This window comes from Bacteroides cellulosilyticus DSM 14838 (assembly GCF_000158035.1).
In the GTDB taxonomy this organism is placed as follows: Bacteria; Bacteroidota; Bacteroidia; order Bacteroidales; family Bacteroidaceae; genus Bacteroides; species Bacteroides cellulosilyticus.
In genome coordinates, this window is the sequence record NZ_EQ973491.1 from 371,415 (window position 1) to 394,894 (window position 23,480).

General features: G+C 45.6%; 18 protein-coding genes and 1 pseudogene. 10 read left to right on the forward strand and 9 right to left on the reverse strand.

Features of this window, described 5'->3' with window-relative positions; translation table 11 throughout:
- The 7 genes and pseudogenes from BACCELL_RS13825 to dxs all read right to left on the reverse strand — a co-directional run.
- A pseudogene (locus BACCELL_RS13825) lies at window positions 1-275 on the reverse strand (NADH-quinone oxidoreductase subunit B); the annotation flags it as partial.
- Entirely contained in the window at window positions 263-616 is a 354-nt protein-coding gene (locus BACCELL_RS13830; protein ID WP_007212460.1) for an NADH-quinone oxidoreductase subunit A, read from the reverse strand. The pseudogene BACCELL_RS13825 and the gene BACCELL_RS13830, both read right to left, overlap by 13 nt.
- 115 nt (window positions 617-731) lie before the next feature.
- The gene (locus tag BACCELL_RS13835) at window positions 732-1,109 is read right to left on the reverse strand and encodes a hypothetical protein (protein ID WP_007212461.1); all 378 of its coding nucleotides are present in this window, start codon (window positions 1,107-1,109) and stop codon (window positions 732-734) included.
- Window positions 1,110-1,211: 102 nt separating this feature from the next.
- Entirely contained in the window at window positions 1,212-2,663 is a 1,452-nt protein-coding gene (locus tag BACCELL_RS13840) for a TrkH family potassium uptake protein (RefSeq protein WP_007212462.1), read from the reverse strand.
- 39 nt (window positions 2,664-2,702) lie between these two features.
- Window positions 2,703-4,043, reverse strand: coding sequence for a Trk system potassium transporter TrkA (gene trkA / locus BACCELL_RS13845; protein WP_007212463.1), 1,341 nt, complete (start codon window positions 4,041-4,043; stop codon window positions 2,703-2,705).
- Entirely contained in the window at window positions 4,040-4,891 is an 852-nt protein-coding gene (locus BACCELL_RS13850) for a BRO-N domain-containing protein (RefSeq protein WP_007212464.1), read from the reverse strand. The genes trkA and BACCELL_RS13850 overlap by 4 nt, the downstream gene beginning before the upstream one ends.
- Window positions 4,860-6,794 carry a 1-deoxy-D-xylulose-5-phosphate synthase gene (dxs, locus tag BACCELL_RS13855; protein WP_026367718.1) on the reverse strand — a complete coding sequence of 645 codons (1,935 nt, stop codon included), beginning with the start codon at window positions 6,792-6,794 and terminating at the stop codon, window positions 4,860-4,862. Before dxs ends, BACCELL_RS13850 begins: the two co-directional genes overlap by 32 nt.
- A 199-nt stretch (window positions 6,795-6,993) precedes the next feature.
- Here dxs and BACCELL_RS13860 point away from each other — a divergent pair, with 199 nt between their 5' ends.
- The 7 genes from BACCELL_RS13860 (at window position 6,994) to BACCELL_RS13890 (ending at window position 16,647) form a co-directional block, all read left to right on the forward strand.
- The gene (locus tag BACCELL_RS13860) at window positions 6,994-7,464 is read left to right on the forward strand and encodes a DUF6078 family protein (protein WP_007215273.1); all 471 of its coding nucleotides are present in this window, start codon (window positions 6,994-6,996) and stop codon (window positions 7,462-7,464) included.
- Between the two features lie 331 nt (window positions 7,465-7,795).
- Complete coding sequence (locus BACCELL_RS13865) at window positions 7,796-8,512, forward strand: LexA family transcriptional regulator (RefSeq protein WP_044154017.1); 717 nt, start codon at window positions 7,796-7,798, stop codon at window positions 8,510-8,512.
- A gap of 4 nt (window positions 8,513-8,516) precedes the next feature.
- Entirely contained in the window at window positions 8,517-9,506 is a 990-nt protein-coding gene (locus BACCELL_RS13870; protein ID WP_007212468.1) for a GSCFA domain-containing protein, read from the forward strand.
- Window positions 9,482-11,983, forward strand: coding sequence for a bifunctional UDP-N-acetylmuramoyl-tripeptide:D-alanyl-D-alanine ligase/alanine racemase (locus BACCELL_RS13875; protein ID WP_007212469.1), 2,502 nt, complete (start codon window positions 9,482-9,484; stop codon window positions 11,981-11,983). The genes BACCELL_RS13870 and BACCELL_RS13875 overlap by 25 nt, the downstream gene beginning before the upstream one ends.
- A 133-nt stretch (window positions 11,984-12,116) precedes the next feature.
- A complete protein-coding gene (locus tag BACCELL_RS13880) occupies window positions 12,117-12,335 on the forward strand; it encodes a Sec-independent protein translocase subunit TatA/TatB (protein WP_007212470.1) in 219 nt (72 codons plus the stop codon).
- Between the two features lie 98 nt (window positions 12,336-12,433).
- Window positions 12,434-13,255 carry a twin-arginine translocase subunit TatC gene (tatC, locus tag BACCELL_RS13885; RefSeq protein WP_007212471.1) on the forward strand — a complete coding sequence of 274 codons (822 nt, stop codon included), beginning with the start codon at window positions 12,434-12,436 and terminating at the stop codon, window positions 13,253-13,255.
- Window positions 13,255-16,647, forward strand: coding sequence for a DEAD/DEAH box helicase (locus BACCELL_RS13890; protein WP_007212472.1), 3,393 nt, complete (start codon window positions 13,255-13,257; stop codon window positions 16,645-16,647). The genes tatC and BACCELL_RS13890 overlap by 1 nt, the downstream gene beginning before the upstream one ends.
- Window positions 16,648-17,060: 413 nt before the next feature.
- On the opposite strand, the gene BACCELL_RS13895 is transcribed toward BACCELL_RS13890, so the two are convergent.
- Window positions 17,061-18,578, reverse strand: a complete 1,518-nt coding sequence (locus BACCELL_RS13895) for an MFS transporter (protein WP_007212474.1) — start codon at window positions 18,576-18,578, stop codon at window positions 17,061-17,063.
- Between the two features lie 301 nt (window positions 18,579-18,879).
- Between BACCELL_RS13895 and BACCELL_RS13900 the strand changes: the two genes are divergently transcribed.
- Both BACCELL_RS13900 and BACCELL_RS13905 read left to right on the forward strand, forming a co-directional pair.
- Window positions 18,880-20,100 (forward strand): glycoside hydrolase family 88/105 protein, encoded by a 1,221-nt coding sequence (locus BACCELL_RS13900; protein WP_007212475.1) that lies wholly within the window; start codon window positions 18,880-18,882, stop codon window positions 20,098-20,100.
- A gap of 4 nt (window positions 20,101-20,104) precedes the next feature.
- On the forward strand, window positions 20,105-21,073 hold the full coding sequence (locus tag BACCELL_RS13905; RefSeq protein WP_007212476.1) for a pectinesterase family protein: 969 nt from the start codon (window positions 20,105-20,107) through the stop codon (window positions 21,071-21,073).
- 114 nt (window positions 21,074-21,187) lie between these two features.
- Here BACCELL_RS13905 and BACCELL_RS13910 read toward each other — a convergent pair whose 3' ends face one another.
- Window positions 21,188-21,535 carry a cupin domain-containing protein gene (locus tag BACCELL_RS13910; protein WP_007212477.1) on the reverse strand — a complete coding sequence of 116 codons (348 nt, stop codon included), beginning with the start codon at window positions 21,533-21,535 and terminating at the stop codon, window positions 21,188-21,190.
- Window positions 21,536-21,682: 147 nt separating this feature from the next.
- Between BACCELL_RS13910 and BACCELL_RS13915 the strand changes: the two genes are divergently transcribed.
- The gene (locus BACCELL_RS13915) at window positions 21,683-23,449 is read left to right on the forward strand and encodes a pectinesterase family protein (RefSeq protein WP_007212479.1); all 1,767 of its coding nucleotides are present in this window, start codon (window positions 21,683-21,685) and stop codon (window positions 23,447-23,449) included.
- Window positions 23,450-23,480: the final 31 nt, after the last annotated feature.

Genomic DNA, 23,480 nt, shown 5'->3' on the forward strand with positions numbered 1-23,480 from the left:
TGGCGCGGACTGGCACGGGCTACTTCAAATCCGAAACGCGCCATGTCATAGCGCGCGGCACCCAGTGCCATGAACTCGATACCGCAACAGCTTGTTGCAAACGTAAGCGGCCACAGCGAATTGCTGCGTCCCCAGTTGATGAAATCGTCCAGTACGCCGAGGGCGACATTGGCACCTCCGGCATTAAGTTCGCGAACGAGTTTCTCCAACGTTTCATTATCCGTAAATTCTTCATACGGGATAGACTTTATTTTAGGCTTTTTTATTCTTTCCATTCCAATGCTCCTTTCCGCCATGCGTAGGCAAGTCCTAATACCAGGATAAGTAAGAAAAATAAGATACTAAGCAATCCCGCTATTCCCAGGTCGCGGGCAATGACTGCCCATGGAAACAGAAATACCGTCTCCACGTCGAACATCAGAAACAGGATGGCAAACAGATAGTAACCCACCCGGAACTGCATCCATGATTTACCACGGGTAGGAATACCGCACTCGTACGCTTCCATCTTCTGTGGATTGTACGAACGGGGTGATATCGCCTTAGACAACGCGATAACAATACCCACGAAAGCAATTGCCGTCAGCAAGACGACTACTAACAAAGTAAAGTTCATAAATCTAATTAACTTTTAGATGTATATAATAGGATAGTTGGTCGAAGGTAGCAATACCTCTGAATTGCCTTCGACGGACCTTGGCAAGCCTGTAGAACTTGCCTGACTTAGTTTATCAAATAATTATCTTTCTCAGCCCGAATACATAATAGGAGAGCGGGTCGGGCACAGGGTAGAAAGCGGGATGCAACAACGGATTGCTAGTCGGCGAATCGGCCAGCCAGTACATCCGGAAGTAATTCAGTAAAATGAAAAAACTCTTGTTGCCGGGCACCTGTGTACTGTCCACATTGTCCATATATAAGGGCATGGACGAGAAATGATTATATATATTACGAATGTTTTGCTGATGTGAGGTAGGAGCCTGAGAAAGGAAACAGCGCTCGCTATCGTTACTTATCAAAGTGCACGATATACCTGCCGCCTGAGCTGCACCGTCGTACAATAATACGCCGAGTAGGATAATCATAAAGTATTTTATGCACTGTTTCATTCAACTACTTTTTCATTCGGCTGCAAATGTATAACAAATATTGGCTATTTTGTTATATAGAGATGGCAAATAAGTTTCTTTTTAGCACTTTTTTGCCTTATATCAACTTCTCCTCCAGAATTCCGGAGTGAAAAGTAATAATACGGTAAATAATTCCAGGCGTCCCAGCAACATAAGGAAAGCCATTAACCACTTCGCCACATCGGGTAGTGCATTCCATGAGAAGGCAGGACCGGTTTCTCCTAGCCCGGGACCCATGTTGCCGATACTGGATACGACACACCCCACGGATTCTACAAAACCAATACCCATTCCCATCATAATCAATACGCTAATGATAATGATTACTGCATATATAAAGCAGAAAGCCAGTACTGTAGATTGTATGGAGGGGGAAATCACCTGCTTGTTGATACGTACCGGAAGTATTGCGTTAGGGTGGAGGATATGTTTAAATTCATTGCGGGCCACTTTGCCGAGGATTACCATACGGATACATTTAAGACCACCCGTTGTGCTTCCTGCACAGGCACCCATCAGCATGACGATGGTCAGCAAACCCCACGTCACGGCGGGCCACAACATATAGTCGTCCGTGGCGAATCCGGTGGAAGTGTGCAGTGAAATCACCTGAAACAGTGACTTGCGGAATGCATCTTCCATGCCTATGGGGTTGGAATAATAAAGTATCACTGCGATCAGGCCGGTAAATAATACTACCGACCAGAAATACCACTTTAACTCAGCATCGTGGATAACTTTCTTGAACTTTCGGTTGACAAAGAACAGCAGTAACGTGAAGTTGATACCGGATATGAACATGAAGATGGATATTACATATTCAATATAGGGTGATTGGTAGTAAGCTACACTGGCTTGCTTGGTGGAGAATCCACCTGTGCCTGTAGTAGCAAAGGCATGGCAGACACTGTCGAACCAGTCCATTCCCCCCAGCATCAGCAGGGCGACAAGGATACAGGTGATACCAGCATAAATGCTCCAGATCCATTTGGCTGTGATACCGATGCGCGGATGCACTTTGTCATGTGTAGGTCCGCTGGCTTCGGCAGCAAACACTTGTAAACCGCTGACACCGAATATCGGAAGAATGGCGATGGTGAACATGATAATACCCAAGCCGCCTATCCATTGTGTCATGCTGCGCCAAAAAAGCAGACCGTGGGGGAGTGCTTCGATGTCATCCAATATTGTAGCGCCTGTGCTGCTGAAGCCGGACATCGTTTCAAAGAAGGCGTTGGTAATGCTGGGTATATATCCACTGATGTAGAACGGTAGCATACCGAAAAGCGAGAAGGCTACCCAGGCAAAGCTGACGAGTACATATCCGTCCCTTCGTGTCAGTTGGCGGTCACCGCCTTTGCCCATGGCTGCCAGGAGTAGTCCGGCACCTGCCGTAATACCTGCTGATACCCAGAAATCTACCAACGCTTCATCCTGGTAATAGAATGAAACGCCCGAGCAAAGCAATAGCATCACCGTCTCCAGCAATAGGAGGATACCGATAATCCGTATAACTGTCTTGAAATTAATCATATCATATGAATGAAGAATGTTCTTTTTTTAGTTCTTCATTTAATTAAAGTACTTCTCAATCTTCTTAATCATCATGCTTAGGCAGAATACAACTACGTGATCGCCCGGCAGAATTTGTGTATTACCTGTCACTACGACTCCTTCGCCCTGTCGGATCAATCCGCCGATAGTGGTTCCCTTCGGCAGCCCGAGGTCCTTAACCTGGTGTTTGGTAATTTTAGAGTCGGCTTTCACGGTGAACTCTGCAACGTCGGCATTGGCAAAGGTCAGGCATTTTACGTTACTGACGTCAGCATCCAGCATCATCTGATAGATGTGGCTGGCGGTAATCATCTTCTTATTGATTACCGTACCGATGTCGAGGCTCTCTGCCATACCTATATAATCTATATTTTCTACTTCCGCCACTGTCTTGCTGACGCCCATACGTTTGGCGGCAAGGCAGGAAAGAATGTTTGTTTCCGAGTTTTCCGTCAAGGCTACGAAGGCTTCTGTGTTCTTCAGACCTTCTTCGATAAGCAGATCCATATCGCGTCCGTCCCCGTTGATAATCATAACCTTATCGTCAAGAAGTTCTGTCAGGCGGTTGCAACGGCTCAAGTCATTGTCTATGATCTTCACCTGCATATAGTCGGGTACATATTGGGCGGTTCGCACGGCAATACGGCTTCCACCCATGATCATTACGTTGCGTACGTCGGCATAATCTTCCTTTCCGGCTATCTTACGTATATAAGGTACATACTTGCGGGTAGTGGTGAAGTAAACGATGTCATGCAGTTTGATTACATCGTCACCGCGCGGAATCAGTGTTTCGTTGCAGCGTTTGATGGCTACTACGTGATAGGGCTTGTCTGTTTCGGCAAGCTGGTGCAGAGGAATATCCAGTATTTCCGCTTTTTCACGCATCTTGGTACCGATAAGTATCAGCGATCCGCCACAGAATTCCCACCATTGGCGCACCCAACTCATACGTATGGAAGATACGATTTCTTTAGCGGCAAGCATTTCAGGGTAAATCAATGAGTCAACACCCAGTTTCTTGAAAAATTCCTTGTTCTTAGGCAGGAGATACTCGTAATTGTCAATACGGGCAACGGTCTTTTTTGCACCGAGGTTGGTGGCCAGCATACATGCGGTCATGTTACGGCTCTCATCGGGAGTGACGGCTATAAACAGGTCAGCATCTCTAGCCCCCACTTCTTTCAATCCCTGAATGGAGGTAGGCGATGCCGTGACCGTCATTAAATCGAAGTTGGAACTAAGCGTGCTCAACCTCTCTTCATTGTCGTCCATCAATATGATGTCCTGCTTCTCGCGAGACAACAATTTTGCCAAGTGTGTGCCTACTGCGCCGGCACCGGCAATAATAATTTTCATTGCTCTTTATTACTCTTATCCTTGTTTTGTTCTAATCTCAGAACCTCTTTTGCATTCAGCGGAGAAATAACAGCTTGTCCGGTCTCTTCTTCCAATCTTATTCTGGCATCGCGAGCGATACTTCCTCCGCGGCGGGCAACATCAACATGTTCGTTGAAGCTTTCCGGATTATTGGTTTCTGAAATCTCTTTAGTAGAGAGTTCAGCCAGCATATTCAACACTAATTCTTTATTAGTCATATTATCTCGGAGGTTCTCTTTTTTCAAGCCTTTGAAACGTTTGTACTCTTTGGTGGTCTTATCCGCCCAAGTTTGGTAGATAATGTCTGTTAAGGTAGCAAATTGGGCGCCTTCCTCCAGGCCGCAACGTTTCCACTCGTCGGTTAGTTCTTTGCGTATCTCAATACTTTTCAGGCGTTGATTTATCCAGTTGTCCGAATATCCCAATGCTTTGTATTCCATCATGGAACGTTGAATCGTGAGTTCCGGGTCCTGCATTTCATCCAGCCGCTCTTTGGCAGTTTGGGCCATCCAGAGCTTGAAGGGTTCAGCTTTGGGGGAAGGAATGGATTGAATGAGGCGAAACATTTGCTCAGTAGTGGCAACGTCTGTGAAACGCATCTTACCGTCTGCTGACAGCATTTTTAACTGGTGACAGTTTGTCACCGTTTCATTTCCTTCCTCTTTTAATCGTTGTTTAAGCTTATTCCAATATTTCCTACCGTCAACACTTTCGGTAAGAATGCTTACTACATCTACTATTGAGAAATACCATTCCTCCGTCTCGTCATCCCAAGCCGTACGTACTTTTTTCTCCTCAAATATCTTTATTGCTTCTTTCTTTGTCATGACAATTTATGTTTATGGCCTCTAAGATTCCTTCCTCATCCATGCCACACAGATGATACAATTCCTGTATCGTGCCATGTTCTACAAACTTGTCCGGTACTCCTATGCGGTGTACGTGTGGTGTATATTCGTTGTCCGACATAAATTCCAGGATGGCAGTCCCCATGCCGCCTTTCCGTATGCCGTCTTCAATGGTGATGATGCGGGAAAATGAGCGTCCTATTTCGTGGAGCATCTCCTCGTCCAGTGGCTTGAGGAAACGCAGGTCGTAATGTGCTATTGAGATGTCTTTTTCTTTTTCCGCCCGTTCGATGGCCTTTGCGGCAATGTTCCCTATCGGGCCGAGGGTAACGACTGCCATATCTTTACCGTCCTTCAGCTTGCGTCCTTTGCCAACCGGGATTTCTTCCAACGAGCATTTCCAATCCTTGAGCACACCGCGCCCACGGGGGTAGCGGATAACGAACGGACCTTTGTCCGGCAGCTGTGCCGTGTACATGAGGTGGCGCAGTTCGTGCTCGTTCATGGGTGAGGAAATTGTCAGGTTGGGGATAGGGCGGAAGTAGGCTAGGTCGAACACGCCGTGGTGGGTCGGTCCGTCTTCTCCTACCAGCCCGGCACGATCCAGGCAGAGCACAACGGGGAGTTTGAGTATGGCGATATCATGAATGACATTGTCGTAAGCACGTTGCATGAATGACGAATAGATGTTGCAGAAAGGTTGCATCCCTTCTTTGGCCATACCACCTGAGAAAGTGGCTGCATGTCCTTCGGCAATGCCTACGTCAAAAGCACGGTCGGGCATTGCCTGCATCAGCATATTCATGGAACACCCTGTAGGCATGGCGGGAGTGACGCCGACGATGCGTGGATTCTTTTCGGCAAGTTCCACCAAGGTTTCGCCGAAAACGTCCTGATACAGCGGTGGCAGGTTGTGTGTATCCGCTGTAAAGCGTTCACCTGTTTCGGGATCGAACTTTCCCGGTGCATGCCAAATGCCCGGAGCCTTCTCGGCAGGTTCGAAGCCTTTCCCCTTAATGGTGTGCAGGTGCAGGATTTTCGGTCCCTTCATATCTTTGATGTCCCGCAGGATACGTGCGATGTTCTTCACATCGTGTCCGTTGATGGGGCCGAAGTAGCGGATATTCATTCCTTCGAAGATATTCTGTTGTTGGGCAGCTATTGATTTCAGGCTGTTTCCAAAGCGGATAAGTGCTTTACGGCGATCTTCGTTGAGAATGCCCACTTTGAACAGCATCTTGGATACTTTGAAGCGGAGCTGGTTGTATCGGTTTGAGGTGGTCAGGTTGAAGAGATATTGCTTCATGCCGCCTACACTGCGGTCTATGGCCATCTCGTTATCGTTCAGAATGATAAGCAGGTTGTTGGAACTTGCTGAGGCATTGTTCAATCCTTCGAATGCCAGTCCGCCGCTCATGCTGCCATCGCCAATTACGGCAACCACATGGCGGTCTTTTTCTCCTTTTTCTTCTGCCGCTACCGCCATGCCGAGAGCCGCTGAAATGGAGTTCGAAGCATGTCCGCAAGTGAAAGTGTCATAATCGCTTTCATCGGGAGAAGGGAAAGGGCGGATACCTTTGAATTTCCGGTTTGTGGAGAATGTTTCCCGACGTCCGGTCAGTATCTTATGGCCATACGCCTGATGGCCTACGTCCCACACGATGCGGTCGTAAGGAGTATTGAACACGTAATGCAGGGCGACGGTCAGTTCTACCGTCCCCAAACTGGCTGCAAAGTGTCCCGGGTTGCACGAAACTTCTTTAATAATGTCCTGCCGCAATTCTTTGCAAATTTCCGGAAGCTGATCAACGCTCAGTTTACGCAGATCTTCGGGATCAGAAATAGAATTTAGCAAGTTATATGTTGTTGGTTCTGTCTTCATCTCTGTTCTGAGGATTACAAATTGCAAAATTAGTAAAAGAAAACGGAAGGTATTCCCTTTTTTTGGGAAAAATATGAATCCTTGCCGCTTTAACATTAGTTCTTCTCCTTTTTTATCTTAATATTTCAAGAACTCTTCTCCTTTGGATTGTTCCGTCAGAATAGATTCACTACATTTGTCCCCTCAAAAACAGAATATCATGGAAGACTGCTTTAATTATGATTCGGTGCCTTTAAATTACCTCCACTGTCTTAACCCTGATTGTGAGCGAAGTGAAAGTTGCCTGCGCCATCTTGTTACGTTGCATGTGCCGCAAAGTGTGAAGAGTATTGTAACGGTGAATCCTGCCAATTATCCTATGGATGCCGGTCAGTGTCCTTACTTCCGAAGCACTGTGAAACTTCGTTATGCCTGGGGCATCAGTACCCTCTTTGATAACATCCCCTATAAGAAAGCGTTGCTGTTGAAAGGGATGATTCGTACTCTCTTTCCAAAACCCACTTATTACCGTATCCTGCACAAGGAACGTGGACTCTCACCGGCAGAACAGGCGGAAATTGCCGGGCTTTTTGCACAAGCGTGCATTACGGAAACTCCTGCATTCGATAGTTATACCGAAGAATATGCCTGGGACGGATATCATGTGCCAAAAGCCATAAATTCCCTCTAAGCTGTTGTCTGATAAGAGGATGGGTGTGCCACTCGATTTAGTCGTACTGAAACACTCGTTCAGTCGTAGTGGGAAGTACCTTCAGTCGTAGTGGGAGGTGCCTTCAGTCGTAGTGGGAAATACTTTCACTCGTAGTGGGAAAGATATTCTGTTATAGTGCCAGTATTGTTTCCCTTACTTTTATTTGCCCCTTTAAAACAAATTGATTAGTTTTGTTGCTGTAATGTATAACTTCGTTTTCGTATGGAAAACATCATATATTGACTTTTGCATTTAAAAAATGCAGAAGTGTATGTTGAAGGCAACATTAGAACTTATTTACATAAATAAAATGGAAAAGGATCTCTTTTTTAATGTAGCGGATATCGTGAAGCGTGCCAAGCGTGTATTGAACTTCAAAATAGATGCCGATCTGGCTGCCTACCTGGGTGTATCGCGTTCCACACTTAGTAACTGGATTGCACGAAACAGCATTGACTTCCCGTTGTTGCTGAGTAAGATGAAAGACGTGGATTATAACTGGTTATTGGTAGGGAAGGGAACCCCTATGAGCCATTTACAAAGTTACCATAGCGAACTGGCGACAGGTAATGTTGAGATAATACACAATCCCAAAACGCCGGATGCGATGAAAGACCGCAGTGTAGTGCTGTACGACATTACTGCTGCCGCTAATCTGCGTACATTGCTTGCCAATAAGCACCAGTTTGTGATGGGAAGAATACAAATACCTAGTATTCCCGTATGCGACGGTGCCCTTTATATTAGTGGGGACAGTATGTATCCCATCCTGAAATCGGGAGATATTGTAGGTTTCAAGGAAATGAACAGCTTCAGCAATGTCATTTATGGTGAAATGTATCTAGTCTCATTCGATATTGATGGCGATGAGTATCTGGCAGTGAAGTATGTGAACCGTTCGGAGCAGGAGGGTTGCATTAAACTTGTGAGTTATAATCCGCACCATGAACCGATGGATGTTCCCTTTGCTTCCATTCAGGCAATGGCTATCGTGAAATTCTCTATCCGGAAGAATATGATGATGTAAACGTATGAACTTTTCTACCCCTGTTGAATTACCTTCCGATCTGCCCCGTTTTACTCAGGCGGACGAACTTCTGTTGATGGGTTCCTGCTTTGCCACCAACATCGGTGTACTGCTTGCGGATGCCAGATTTCGTCCGGATGTCAATCCATTTGGGGTTCTTTATAATCCTTTGTCTGTTTCAACAGCTTTGCGTGAGTTGGTGACGGGCAGACTGTATAAAGAAGAAGACCTGTTTTTCTTTCGTGAGTGCTGGCATAGCTCGATGCATCATGGTGATTTTTCTTCTCCCTCTGCAGAAGAAGTGTTGCAGCGTATTAATATCCGTCTGCAAACAGCGCACGAACGTATCCACCATTTGAACTGCCTGATGTTGACTTTTGGTACAGCATGGGTGTACGAACAAAAATCCACGGGACATGTGGTTGCTAATTGTCATAAACAACCGGAGTCTGTCTTTACCCGTCGCCGGCTCAGCGTGCAGGAGATTGTATCGGATTATACCTCTCTCTTCTCCGGTTTGATTGCTCGGAATCCGAAGTTGAAAGTGATTCTTACGGTCAGCCCCATCCGCCACGTACGCGACGGGATGCACGCTAATCAATTGAGTAAAGCTACACTTCTGCTTGCCATCGATCAGTTACAGACTTCTTTTCCCGGACATGTCTTTTATTTTCCGGCTTATGAACTCTTACTCGACGAGCTTCGTGACTATCGTTTTTATGCCGATGATATGGTGCATCCATCTCCCTTGGCGGTACGCTATGTATGGGAGAAGTTCGTGCAGACCTGTCTCTCTGAGGACGCGTTAGAGATTATGCAGGAAAGTGAAAATATCAATAAAGCGCTATCTCATAAGCCCTTCCATCCGGAGTCAGACGAGTATAAGCGTTTTTTAGGACAAATTGTGTTAAAAATCGACCGACTTAACAAAAAATACCCGTACTTAGATTTCAAAAAAGAGAAAGATATATGTCATATACGATTGAAACAATAGCCGAACGCATCAGTGCACGACGTGTGGGGGACACGCCGGCAACCATAGATTGGTTACTTACCGATAGCCGTTCCTTGAGTTTCCCCGAAGAAACCTTATTTTTTGCCTTAACTACCAAGCGCAATGATGGCGCACGCTATATTCCTGACTTGTATTCACGCGGTGTTCGCAATTTTGTAGTCAGCAAAGAAGCTTATAAATGGGTGGAAAGCGGACAACTGGCAATGAGTAATTCGGATATGTTAGCTGTTAATTTCCTTGTGGTCGCCAATCCGTTGAAGGCTTTGCAGAAGTTGGCGGAACAACACCGTGAACAGTTTCAGATACCGGTTATCGGCATAACGGGCAGTAACGGAAAGACGATTGTAAAGGAATGGCTTCATCAATTGCTCAGCCCTGAACGGGTGATTGTTCGTTCACCACGCAGCTATAATTCGCAGATCGGCGTGCCGCTGTCCGTTTGGCAGATGAACGAGCAGTCCGAACTCGCTATTTTCGAAGCTGGAATTTCGGAGATGGGAGAGATGCGTGCCTTGCAGAATATTATCAAACCTACCATTGGCATACTGACCAACATCGGCGGAGCTCATCAGGAGAACTTCTTCTCTTTGCAAGAGAAGTGCATGGAAAAACTGTCGCTCTTCAAGAACTGCGATGTGGTGATCTATAATGGTGATGATGAGTTTATCAGTAATTGTGTGGCGAAGTCTATGCTCAGTGCCCGTGAAATAGCATGGAGCCGGAAAGATATGGAGCGTCCCCTGTTTATAAGTAAGGTGGAGAAAAAGGAGGATTGTACCGTCATTTCTTATCGTTATCTGGAGATGGATAATACCTTTATACTGCCTTTTATTGACGATGCTTCTATTGAGAACTCGCTTAACTGCCTGGCTGCCTGTCTTTATCTGATGCTTCCTGCCGAGAAGATTACGGAACGTATGGCGACACTGGAACCGGTGGCTATGCGCCTGGAAGTGAAGGAAGGTAAAAATGGTTGCCTGCTGATAAATGATAGCTATAACAGTGATCTCGCTTCACTGGACATTGCACTCGATTTTCTTTACCGTCGTTCGCAGAGTAACGGACTGAAGCGGACTCTTATCCTCTCGGATATACTGGAAACCGGACAGAATGCGCCGACGCTTTACCGGAAAGTATCGCAGCTTGCCGGTAGCCGCGGCATTGAGCGTATCATCGGAGTAGGCAGTGAGATATCTTCGTGTGCCGCACGCTTTGACATCGAGAAGGCTTTCTATCCTAATACAGAAGCCCTGTTGCGCGCTATTTCCCGTGGAGAACTGCGGTTGGAGAATGAGATTATATTGATAAAAGGTGCCCGTCAGTTCGGTTTTGATGCTTTGACGGAAGAACTGGAGAAAAAGGTACACGAGACCATTCTTGAGGTGAATCTTGGAGCCATGATAGCTAATCTGAACTATTACCGCAGTCGGCTGCGTCCGGATACGAAGATGGTGTGTATGGTGAAAGCATCAGCCTATGGAGCCGGTTCGTATGAGATTGCCAAGACATTGCAGGAACATCATGTCGATTTTCTGGCTGTGGCTGTGGCTGATGAAGGTTCCGAACTCCGCAAAGCGGGTATTACGGCAAGCATCATCATTATGAACCCGGAGATGACCGCGTTCAAGACCATGTTCGACTATAAACTGGAACCAGAAGTGTATAGCTTCCACCTGCTGGATGCACTGATTAAAGAGGCGGAGAAGGAGGGAATCACTAACTTCCCGATTCATATAAAACTGGATACGGGTATGCATCGCCTGGGCTTTGCTGCCAAAGATATGCCGCGATTGATTGAACGGCTGAAAGGACAGAATGCAGTGATTGCCCGTTCGGTATTCTCGCATTTTGTGGGTAGTGATGCGGCACAGTTCGATGCGTTTACACGTGGACAGATTGAAATGTTTGAAGCGGCATCCATGCAGTTGCAGGAAGCATTTCCGCATAAGATACTCCGGCACATCTGCAATTCGGCCGGTATTGAGCGCTTCCCGGGTGCACAGTTCGACATGGTACGGTTGGGTATCGGTTTGTATGGTGTCAGTCCCATTGATAACAGCATTATCAATAATGTGAGCACACTGAAAACTACCATCCTGCAAATACGTGATGTACCCCAGGAAGACACAGTAGGCTATAGCCGCAAGGGGCATCTGACACGTAATTCACGGATTGCCGCATTGCCTATCGGATATGCCGACGGGTTGAACCGTCATCTTGGCAACGGCCACGCCTATTGCTTGGTGAATGGCCAGCGTGCGCCCTATGTGGGTAACATCTGTATGGACGTTTGCATGATTGACGTTACGGACATTGACTGTAAGGAAGGGGATGCCGTAGAGATTTTCGGCGATCATCTGCCTATTACGGTACTTTCCGATATTCTTGAAACCATTCCTTACGAGGTGCTGACAAGTATTTCTACACGGGTGAAAAGAATCTATTATCAGGATTAATCGTCCGTTCGTGAGCTGTATATGCTTCCCGGTTATTCGGCTTGACACAGAAAGTTTTCGTTTTAATCTGTGTAAATCTGTGTAATCTGTGGTGAAACTATTATATTTGCAACAAATTTAAAAGACTACGGATATGACAAACTTACTTTTATTAGGCTTTCTGCCCAGCGGTTCCGAATGGGTTATCATCGCCCTGTTAATACTGTTGTTGTTTGGTGGTAAGAAAATCCCCGAACTGATGAAAGGACTCGGTAAAGGTGTGAAGAGCTTCAAAGATGGTGTGAATGAAGCAAAAGAAGAAATAAACAAGGCAAAGGATGATATAGAAGAGCCGGCTTCAAAAAATAAATGAGTTACATAAGCTACGAGCTACAAGCTACAAAGCTACAAGTGGTTGCGCGATTATGCCGCATGGCACTCGTAGCTTGTAACTCGTAGCTACTTACTACTATGGCAGATAAGGAATTAACCTTTTGGGATCATTTGGACGAACTGCGTCGTGTATTGTTTCGGGTACTCGGTGTATGGTTTGTATTGGCTGTCGGTTATTTTATTGCGATGCCGTGGCTGTTTGATAACGTAGTGTTAGCTCCCTGTCACAATGACTTCGTTTTCTACGACGTGCTGCGCTATGTGGGAAAAGTTTTCGATCTCCATGATGATTTCTTCACACAGGATTTCCACGTTAAACTAATCAATATTAATCTGGCTGCCCCGTTCTTTATTCACATGTCCACTGCATTCTGGATGTCGGTGGTGACGGCTACGCCTTATATCTTTTTTGAAATCTGGCGGTTTATCAGTCCTGCGCTCTATGCTAATGAGCGGCGTGGCGTGAAGAAAGCCCTGTGCATTGGTACGGTGATGTTCTTTCTCGGTGTACTTCTGGGCTATTTTATGGTCTATCCGCTGACGCTGCGCTTTCTTTCCACCTATCAATTGAGCGCGGCTATTGAGAACCAGATTTCTTTGAATTCCTACATAGATAACTTCATGATGCTGGTGCTCTGCATGGGACTGGCTTTCGAATTGCCGCTAGTGACGTGGCTGCTTTCGCTCTTGGGACTGGTACATAAATCTTTCCTGCGCAAATACCGCCGTCATGCACTGGTGCTTATCGTGATTATTTCAGCTATCATTACGCCGACTGGCGACCCCTTCACCCTGACTGTGGTTTCCGTTCCGCTTTATCTGCTCTATGAGTTGAGTATCCTGATGATTAAGGATAAAAAGACCGACGCGGACGAGACTGATGAAGAGAAGGAGGAATAATGAAAGAAGAAGCACGGGAATACTACCATTTCTTGCTCGCTGTCTGCCGGGATGAAAATATTCCGCTGGTAACAGTTTATCGTCAGCTTCGTGAATTTCTGGAACGCCTTTGCCGTACGCAGATGCCGGACGGTAGCCTGCAAATGACGGACCTTTCCGCTCGTGTCAGTTTTGTGGCCTCAAAAGTGGGGCTCTCCGTAGTGGAACAAAACCGCTTGCACACCTTCCGACTGACTTCCAATGCCGTACTGAATCGGCAATCCGAACCTTCACGCGAGAATCTGTTGCGTGACATCAAGACATTGACCTTCTTTGTGAAACGGTTGACGGGTGAGGATATCCCTGCTGAACTATATCATCAGCTTCCCCGTGCGGATGCCACTTATATTGTTGCTCCGCCTGCAAAAGAACGGATACGCCGGATGCGTGTCTGCTTCCAGTATGCTGACGACACTTTTCTATATGTATTGCCTGTAGATACCGTTGCCGATGAACCGCTGAGGGTACGCTACAATGTATCTCAGGTGAATGAGGAATTTGCCGAGACTTGCAAACTGCTGTGGCGTCATGCGCAGGTTAACCTGCTGGATGTAGCTGTAGATGAGGCTGGTATACTGACGCCTTCCTTTATTATACTGGAACCGGACTATCTGTTGGATATCAGCTCGTTGGCAGAGTGCTTTAAAGATTACGGGCATCATCCTGCCAATTATTTGCTGGCACGCCTGCAATCTCCTGACAATACGCGTCCGCTGTTGCTTGGAAATATCGCCAATCTTTTTCTGGATGAGTGGATCTATGCCAAGGAGGAACCGGACTATCTGACTTGTATGAAGAAAGCGTTCCATACCTATTCCATTGATTTGGCCGCGTGTGCTGATTTGTTGGATAAAGAAAAGGAAAAGGAATTCTTCGCTGATTGTAAACGGCACTTCGACCATATCCGACAAACGGTGACGGAGACTTTCCGTGCTCCCGGTTATGAACTGGATAAGACGGATGCCGTACTGGAACCTACCTATATCTGTGAAGCTCTGGGATTGCAAGGCCGCTTGGACTATATGCAGCGCGATATGTCTTCCTTCATAGAAATGAAGTCGGGCAAAGCTGACGAATATTCTATCCGGGGCAAGGTGGAGCCGAAGGAGAATAATAAGGTACAGATGTTGTTGTATCAGGCGGTATTGGAATACTCCATGGGAATGGATCACCGCAAGGTAAAAGCTTATTTGCTCTATACCCGCTATCCGTTGTTATATCCCGCTCGTCCGTCGTGGGCGATGGTGCGCCGTGTAATGGATGTACGTAACCGGATTGTGGCGAATGAATATGGTATGCAATTACGTAATAGTCCGCACTATACGGCAGAGCGGCTGAAGGATATTCATCCGGATACACTGAATGAACGCCACCTGAACAATACATTGTGGAAACGCTATCTTTACCCTGCCATTGATGCCGTGATGCAGCGTCTTCGGGCGCTTACACCGTTGGAACAATGCTATTTCTATACACTTTATAATTTTATTACGAAGGAACTATACACTTCAAAATCGGGAGATATTGATTATGAAGGGCGTACAGGTGCTGCCGCCTTGTGGCTTTCTAAGCTTGAAGAAAAGTGTGAAGCGGGAGAGATATTATACGATCTGACAATCACAGAGAATCATGCGGCGGATCTGCATAAAGCATACCTTGTGTTGGCACGGGCTAATCAGCGGTCGGCGCAGACATTGCCGAATTTCCGTGAAGGTGACTCCATCGTTCTCTATCAACGTAATAATGATACGGACAACGTAACCAATAAAATGGTATTCAAAGGAAATATTGAGCAAATCACCGACCGGGATATCCGTATCCGGCTTCGTGCTTCGCAACAAAATACTTCCGTGCTTCCTCCCGACAGTCGTTATGCCATCGAGCATGATTATATGGATACTTCTTTCCGCAGTATGTATCTGGGACTTTCTGCCTTTCTTTCTGCCAACAAGGATCGCCGGGACCTGTTGCTATCCCAGCGACAGCCGGAGTTTGACGTTTCTTTCGATCCTCGCATTGCAGTTGCTCCGGATGATTTCTCCCGTATCACCCTGAAAGCCCAGGCTGCTAAAGATTATTTTCTTTTGGTAGGTCCTCCGGGCACCGGAAAGACTTCCCGTGCTCTACGCGGTATGGTGGAAGCCTTCTATCGTGAGGGGAAGCAGATATTATTGCTCTCGTACACTAATCGTGCAGTGGATGAAATCTGCAAAACCCTCTCTGCCATTACGCCTGAGATTGATTTCATCCGTATAGGGAGTGAACTTTCCTGCGATATACCTTTCCGTTCACATCTGATAGAGAATGTGCTGGAATCCTGCTCTTCACGTCGTGAGGTGCATGCCTGCATAGAGCGTTGCCGTGTTTTTGTGGGCACTGTCTCCACATTCTCCTCCAAAACGGAATTGTTCCGTCTGAAAACTTTCGATGTGGCTATTGTGGATGAGGCTACTCAGATACTGGAACCACAACTGCTGGGGCTTCTTTGTGCGCGTAATGTGGCGGGTGGAAATGCTATTGGTAAGTTTATCCTCATTGGTGATCATAAACAATTGCCCGCTGTCGTGCTTCAATCCGAATCCCAATCTGAAGTCTGCGAGGACTGCCTGCATAGCATCGGTTTGCATAATTTGAAAGATTCCCTTTTTGAACGCCTCTACCGGAATTCTGCCGATACCACTCATCACTTATCACCCATAACTAACCGCTCCTACGACATGCTTTGTCGCCAGGGACGTATGAATGTGGAAGTGGCTCGTTTTCCTAATCATGCCTTTTATGGCGGACTACTGGAACCTGTCGGTTTGCAACACCAGCAAGGGGAATTGACACTTGCTCCGGGGTTGGAAAATGATGAATTTGCAGATATACTGGTGCGTCGTGTGGTTTTTCTTGCCTCAGTGCCGGAGGTCGCTTCGCAATCTGCAAAGATTAATCATTTTGAAGCGCAGCTCGTAGCCAGACTGGCAGCTGCTATCTATCGGCAATATGACGGTACTTCCGGTTTTCGTCCTGCCTTGACTTTGGGGATTATCACTCCCTATCGTAGTCAGATAGCTCTTATTAAAAGTGAAATAGCCGCTTTGGGTATTCCGTGTTTAAACGATATCCTGGTAGATACCGTAGAGCGCTTCCAGGGGAGTGAGCGCGATGTGATTATTTATTCCTTCTGTGTGAACCGTACTTATCAATTGAAATTCCTTGCCAATCTTACGGAAGAGGGTGGGGTATGGATTGACCGGAAATTGAATGTGGCTCTCACCCGTGCCCGTAAGCAATTGTTTATGACAGGTGTACCCCATCTGTTAAGGCAAAATCCTATCTATGCGGACTTGTTGGATAGTATTTTCTAAAATGGAAGGAACTGTGACTTTCAGGAGGATAATCCGAGTCTCATTTAGCAAATCTTAAACGTTCCTCTTTTCTTTATATCTTTTATTAGTATTTTTGAATGTAATAAACCCTTATCTTTGTCGAACGTTTTTTTCATAGAGATTTAGATTTAAGGTTAGAAGAATTGTGGAAGTCGTGAGACTTCCCTTTTTTTCATCTTAAAGTTTTGCGCTCCTGTATCTCTCATGGACCGTTTGAAGGTAAATTTGCTAAAGTATACTGAGGTTCATGTTTTTCACGGGAGAGTGCAGAAGAGAGTCGCTTCGTGAGAAGGGGCTTTTTTTGTGCCGATACTTTTCTGTCTTTTATATATATCAAAAAAGGTGCTCACTGCTGAGCACCTTTTTTATTATCTATATATACTATTCCAGTATTATTCCAATACAATAGGTTTATACTTCGGAACCAGAGCCTTCATTACAACCCAACCAATCAGGTAAGCTACTGCGCATACACAGAAGATGATGAAGTATCCCGCAGGTTTACCGGAGAAGCCCATAAATTCCATGGCAGGGCGTACGAACTGTGCACCTTGTTCCAGTAAATCATGAGTCATTTCCACTTCTTTTCCATCTACCATTGTACTTCCTGATGAATATACGAACAAGTTACCTGCTACTTTCTGAAGAATCATTGAACCGAAACCACCGGCCATACCACCGATACCAGTGATACTTGCAATGGCTGCTCTCGGGAACATGTCACTTACGGTAGAGAAAATGTTGGCAGACCAAGACTGGTGAGCTGCACCACCGATACCGATCATGATAACCGGTAACCACGGAGAGATAGTACCCAGAGGCTGTGCCAGCAATACTACCAGCGGGAAGAATGCAAATATCAACATGGCACGCATACGTGCTGCATACGGATTCAAACCGGTTCTGTTGATAATGATAGTAGGCAGTTTACCACCATAAATAGAAAGCATCGTGATGGCATACAGAGTAAAGATCAATGCGATACCCAATCCTTCGGAAGTCTTGATACCGAATTGCGTATTCAGATAAGAAGGAGTCCAGAACAGGAAGAACCACCAAACACCATCGGTCATAAATTTACCGAAAGCAAATGCCCAAGTTTGTTTGTAGCTGAAGCATTGCCAGAATTTCATCTTCTTCTCGTCTTTTTCTTCTACGACAGGAGCAGCACCTTCTTCGTGCTTGTCTTGCTCAATGTAATCAAGCTCAGCCTTATTTACGTGCTTGCTTTCAGAAGGTTTAGAGTACATGAATACCCAGAAGCCCATCCAGATAAATCCAAGACCACCAATTACGATGAAAGCCATTTCCCAACCCCATGCTTTAGCCAGCAAAGGAATTGTCAACGGAGCAACCAGAGCACCGATAGAAGCACCGGCATTAAAGATTGAAGTAGCATACGCGCGGTCTTTCTTAGGGAAATACTCGGCAGTTACTTTGATAGCGGCAGGGAAGTTACCAGCCTCACCAAGTGCCAGTACACAACGGGCTGCCAGGAAGCAGTACATACTAATAGTAGCAATGGTTACTACCACATCACCTGTGGCACCCATTAATTCGGCTGCACTATGCAGACCTACGAAATGCTCGGTTACGATACCACAAAGAGCGTGGAGACAAGCACCTGCCGACCATACACCGATAGCCCAAAGGAAACCTTTCTTTGTACCCATCCAGTCGATAAAGCGACCGGCGAACAACATGCAGACTGCATAAACAATAGAGAAAACAGAAGTGATTGTTCCGTAGTGTGATTCATCCCAATGGAATTCGGGTTTGATAAATTCATCCCACGTCAATGACAGCACCTGGCGGTCAAGGTAGTTTACTGTTGTCGCAAAAAATAGCATGGCGCAGATGGTCCACCTGTAGTTGGTCATCTTTCCCACTGCATTTTGATTTAAACTCATGATACGTTGATTTAAAATTATTAATTCTTATTTCTGGGGCCAAAAATACACATTATTTGATGTATATCAATACTTTTTTCGTCTAATTTCCTGCAATTTTTGTTCGAAATGCAAATAAATGGCAAAAAAACTCGTTATCGTGCACGAAAACACTCGTTCTCGCACACGAAATACTAAGTTTATAGAAGGTGAAAATAAATAATGCACCTTTTCAGTCGAAAAGTACACAACGCTTTAGGTGAGAACCGCTATCTTTGTCACATTACTTAATATAATCTATATACCTAAAAACAAGAACAGAATGATGAACAATCTGCTTTGTAAAACTTTTGTGATGGGAGCGCTGATTTGCTCCACTCAGTTGTCTGCTCAGAAAGTAAGCGATAAGCAACCGTGGTCGGTACGTATGGTAGAATCGGAGATGATTCGTTGCCCGGAATCCTGGCAACTGGATTTCCAGCCGAAACTGAAATGGGATTATTGTCATGGGCTGGAATTACAAGCCATGCTGGATGTGTATGATACGTATGGAGATCAGAAGATGTTTGACTATGCACTAGCTTATGCGGACACCATGATACACAAGGACGGAAGTATTGAGACCTATAAACTGAATGAATACAATATCGACCGCTTGAATTCAGGTAAATTCCTGTTCCGCATCTACGAACAGACGAAAGATGAAAAATATAAGAAGGCTATTGATTTGTTGCGTAGTCAGCTTGACACCCATCCGCGTAATGAGGACGGCGGTTTCTGGCATAAGAAAGTATATCCGAACCAGATGTGGTTGGATGGTCTTTATATGGGGGCACCTTTCTATGCTGAATATGCTTTCCGCAATAATCGTGTACAGGATTATAAAGATATTGTGAACCAATTTATTACAGTGGCACGCCATACGTATGATCCGAAGAATGGACTTTATCGCCATGCCTGTGATGTCAGTCGTAAGGAACGTTGGGCAGATCCCGTTACCGGACAGTCACAGCATAGCTGGGGACGTGCGATGGGATGGTATGCAATGGCATTTGTAGATGCACTGGACTTTATTCCGAAACATGAGGCAGGACGTGATTCCATGCTCGTTATCCTTAATAATATTGCCGCACAGGTGAAGCGCATACAAGATCCGAAGACCGGATTATGGTATCAGGTGCTGGATAAGAGTGGTGAGAAAGGAAATTATGTAGAATCTTCCTGTTCTACTATGTTTGTCTATGCTTTGTTCAAAGCTGTTCGTAAGGGATATATTGATAAATCATATCTGAAAGTGGCTCTCAAAGGATACCAAGGTATTCTTGATAACTTCATAGAAGTAGATAAAGACGGTGTGGTGACTATTACCAGAGCCTGTGCAGTTGCCGGCCTGGGTGGCAAAAACTACCGTATGGGAGATTACACCTATTATATAAATGAAACAATCCGCAGCAACGACCCCAAGGCAGTAGGTCCGTTTATCATGGCAAGTCTGGAGTGGGAGCGTCTGCAACAAGTAAAGGAAATCGTTAATCAGAAATAAGACAATGAAACGGCTAACTTATTATTTATGCGGCATACTTCTTCTCTTGGTGGGGATCATGCCGCTATCGGCACAGTCTCAATATAAAGATACGCTTGTGGTTGCCCGTGATGGTTCGGGAGACTATCGCACGTTGACGGAAGCTATGGAAGGCATTCGTGCTTTTATGGATTACAAGGTTACAGTGCTGATAAAGAATGGAACATATAAGGAGAAAGCGATAATTCCTTCTTGGGTGCAAAATGTGGATTTCATCGGTGAAAGTGTGGAAAATACGATTATCACGTATGATGACCATGCCAACATTAATAAGATGGGTACTTTCCGTACCTATACTGTAAAAGTGCAGGGAAACAATATTACCTTCAAAAACCTGACTATAGAAAACAATGCTGCCAGACTGGGACAAGCGGTTGCCCTTCACACGGAAGGGGATAAACTGGTATTCATCAACTGCCGTTTGCTGGGAAATCAGGATACCATTTATACAGGTGCCGCAGGTACACGCCTTTATTTCGTAGATTGCTACATTGAGGGAACTACCGACTTTATTTTCGGTCCTTCTACCGCTTTGTTTGAGAACTGCGAAATCCGTAGCAAAACAAATTCATACGTGACGGCAGCTTCTACGCCCGAAGACATTGCGGTGGGCTATGTTTTTAAAAATTGCAAACTGACGGCCAATCCGGGTGTGGACAAGGTTTATCTGGGGCGTCCTTGGCGTCCGTATGCTGCCACCGTATTTATCAATTGTGAAATGGGTAAGCATATTCGTCCCGAAGGATGGCATAACTGGGGAAAAGAGGAAAATGAGAAGACAGCCCGCTATGCTGAGTACAATAGTACAGGAGAAGGTGCTGCGGCAGCCGGTCGGGTAAAATGGGCGAAACAGTTGACCAAGAAAGAAGCAGCCCAATACGATGATCTGAATTACATCTATCGGATGTGTAGTGACTGGAAACCTGAAAATTAATAACTTAGCTTCCTGTCTACAAAGAGCCAACTTCCTGCTTACAAGGAGTTAACTCCTTGTCGACAGGAAGTTAACTTTTTGTTGGCAAGAAGTTAACTCCTTGCAGACAAGGTATTAGCGCTTTAGAAAATCCGCTCTCATGGGGCTGAAACAATCTATCAGAATACCAGCTTCCAGACATACGCACCCGTGTTCCGCATCCGGTTCAATGTAGACGCCGTCTCCGGTTTCTACAATTTGTTTTTCACCGTTCACGGTAAACTCAAATTTACCGCTTGCCACATAGGTGGTTTGTGTATGGTAGTGGGTGTGTGGTGTACCGATGGCACCTTGCTCGAATTTTACTTTAACCAGCATCACTTGCCCGTCGTAGCCCATTATTTGGCGTACTACTCCTTCGCCTGCCGGCTCCCATGCGATTTCTTTTTCAAGAATGAAAGTGTTACTTCTTGTCTTTTTCATTTTGTTGCCAGATTAGTTGTTTTGTCGGCAAATATACGATTAATATTAATTTTTCTACCGATTGCGACTTTTTTTACACTTCAGATCCTTTGTTTTTGGGTAATATTGCACCGGAAAATAATAATACTATTTATATTTTGATGAATTATGAAGCACAAGTTGACATTATTGCTGGGGTTGTTTTTCCTGCTCTCGGCTTTCAAGGCTGACAAGCCTGTGATTACGATTTTCATGATTGGAGACTCCACTATGGCCAATAAGTCATTGACAGGTGGAAACCCCGAACGTGGCTGGGGACAGATGTTGCCCGGCTATCTTTCCGAGGAAATCCGTGTAGACAATCATGCTGTGAATGGACGTAGTTCCAAGAGTTTTATTGACGAGGGACGGTGGGAAAAGGTAATCTCACAGGTGAAGAAAGGGGACTATGTATTTATTCAGTTCGGACATAACGATGAGAAGTCCGATCCGAAACGGTATACGACTCCGGGAAGTACTTTTGATGAGAACCTGAAACGTTTTGTAAATGAAACCCGTGCCAAAGGTGGTATTCCTGTTTTGTTTAACTCCATTGTACGCCGTAATTTTGGTACGGCAAATGGGAATGCAGTGGCTCAGGCTATTAGTCAGGATGATATACAGAAAGGAGTGAATCCGGATGCAAAGCGGGAGGCTTCGGAGCAACCTGCTGTTACTGAAGGTGACAAGCTAATTGATACACACGGTGCTTATCTGGATTCTCCGCGGAATGTAGCGAAAGAATTGGGTGTGGCTTTTGTGGATATGAATAAGATTACGCATGACCTTGTAGAGGGCATGGGGCCGGTAGACTCCCGAAAATTATTTATGTGGGTACCTGCCAATCAGGTTGCCGCGATGCCGAAGGGACGTGAAGATAACACTCATCTGAATGTTTATGGCGGGCGTGTTGTGGCTGGTTTGGCCATGGATGCCATTGCCAAGGAAGTACCGGAACTGGCTAAGTATGTTCGACACTATGATTTTGTAGTGGCGCAGGATGGTAGCGGAGATTTCTTTACCGTGCAGGAGGCTATTAATGCTGTTCCTGATTTCCGCAAGAATATCCGTACTACGATATTGGTGCGTAAAGGCGTGTATAAGGAGAAGATTGTGATACCGGAAAGTAAGATCAATATTTCTCTGATAGGTCAGGACGGGGCAGTGCTTTCGTATGATGATTATGCGCAGAAGAAAAACTGCTTTGGCGAAGAAAAAGGGACCTCCGGTTCGTCTTCCTGTTATATTTATGCTCCTGATTTTTATGCTGAGAATATTACGTTTGAGAACTCTTCCGGTCCGGTAGGGCAGGCAGTGGCCTGTTTCGTAAGTGCCGATCGTGCTTATTTCAAGAATTGTCGTTTCCTTGGCTCTCAGGATACACTTTATACGTATGGGAAAAATTGCCGTCAGTACTATGAAGATTGCTATATAGAAGGTACGGTCGACTTTATATTCGGCTGGTCTACGGCTGTCTTCAATCGTTGCCATATCCATAGTAAGAGCGGTGGGTATGTCACTGCACCTTCTACGGATCAGGGACAGAAGTATGGTTACGTATTTTATGATTGTCGCCTGACTGCGGATGACGGTGTACGGGATGTCGCTCTTTCACGTCCTTGGCGTCCGTATGCGCAGGCTGTGTTTATCCGTTGTAATCTGGGCAAACATATCTCTCCTGCCGGCTGGAATAACTGGGGAAATAAAGAAGCGGAAAAGACAGCTTTCTATGCAGAATATGAAAGCACGGGTGAGGGTGCTAACCCCAAAGCGCGTGTTCCTTATTCCCATCAATTGAAGAATCTCAAAGGGTATGAGATGGAAACCGTACTTGCCGGAGATGACGGATGGAATCCGGTGAAAAATGGGGATGAACTGCTAAGCATAAAGCGCTGATTGATATTTGGATTTGATAAATAAACTTATA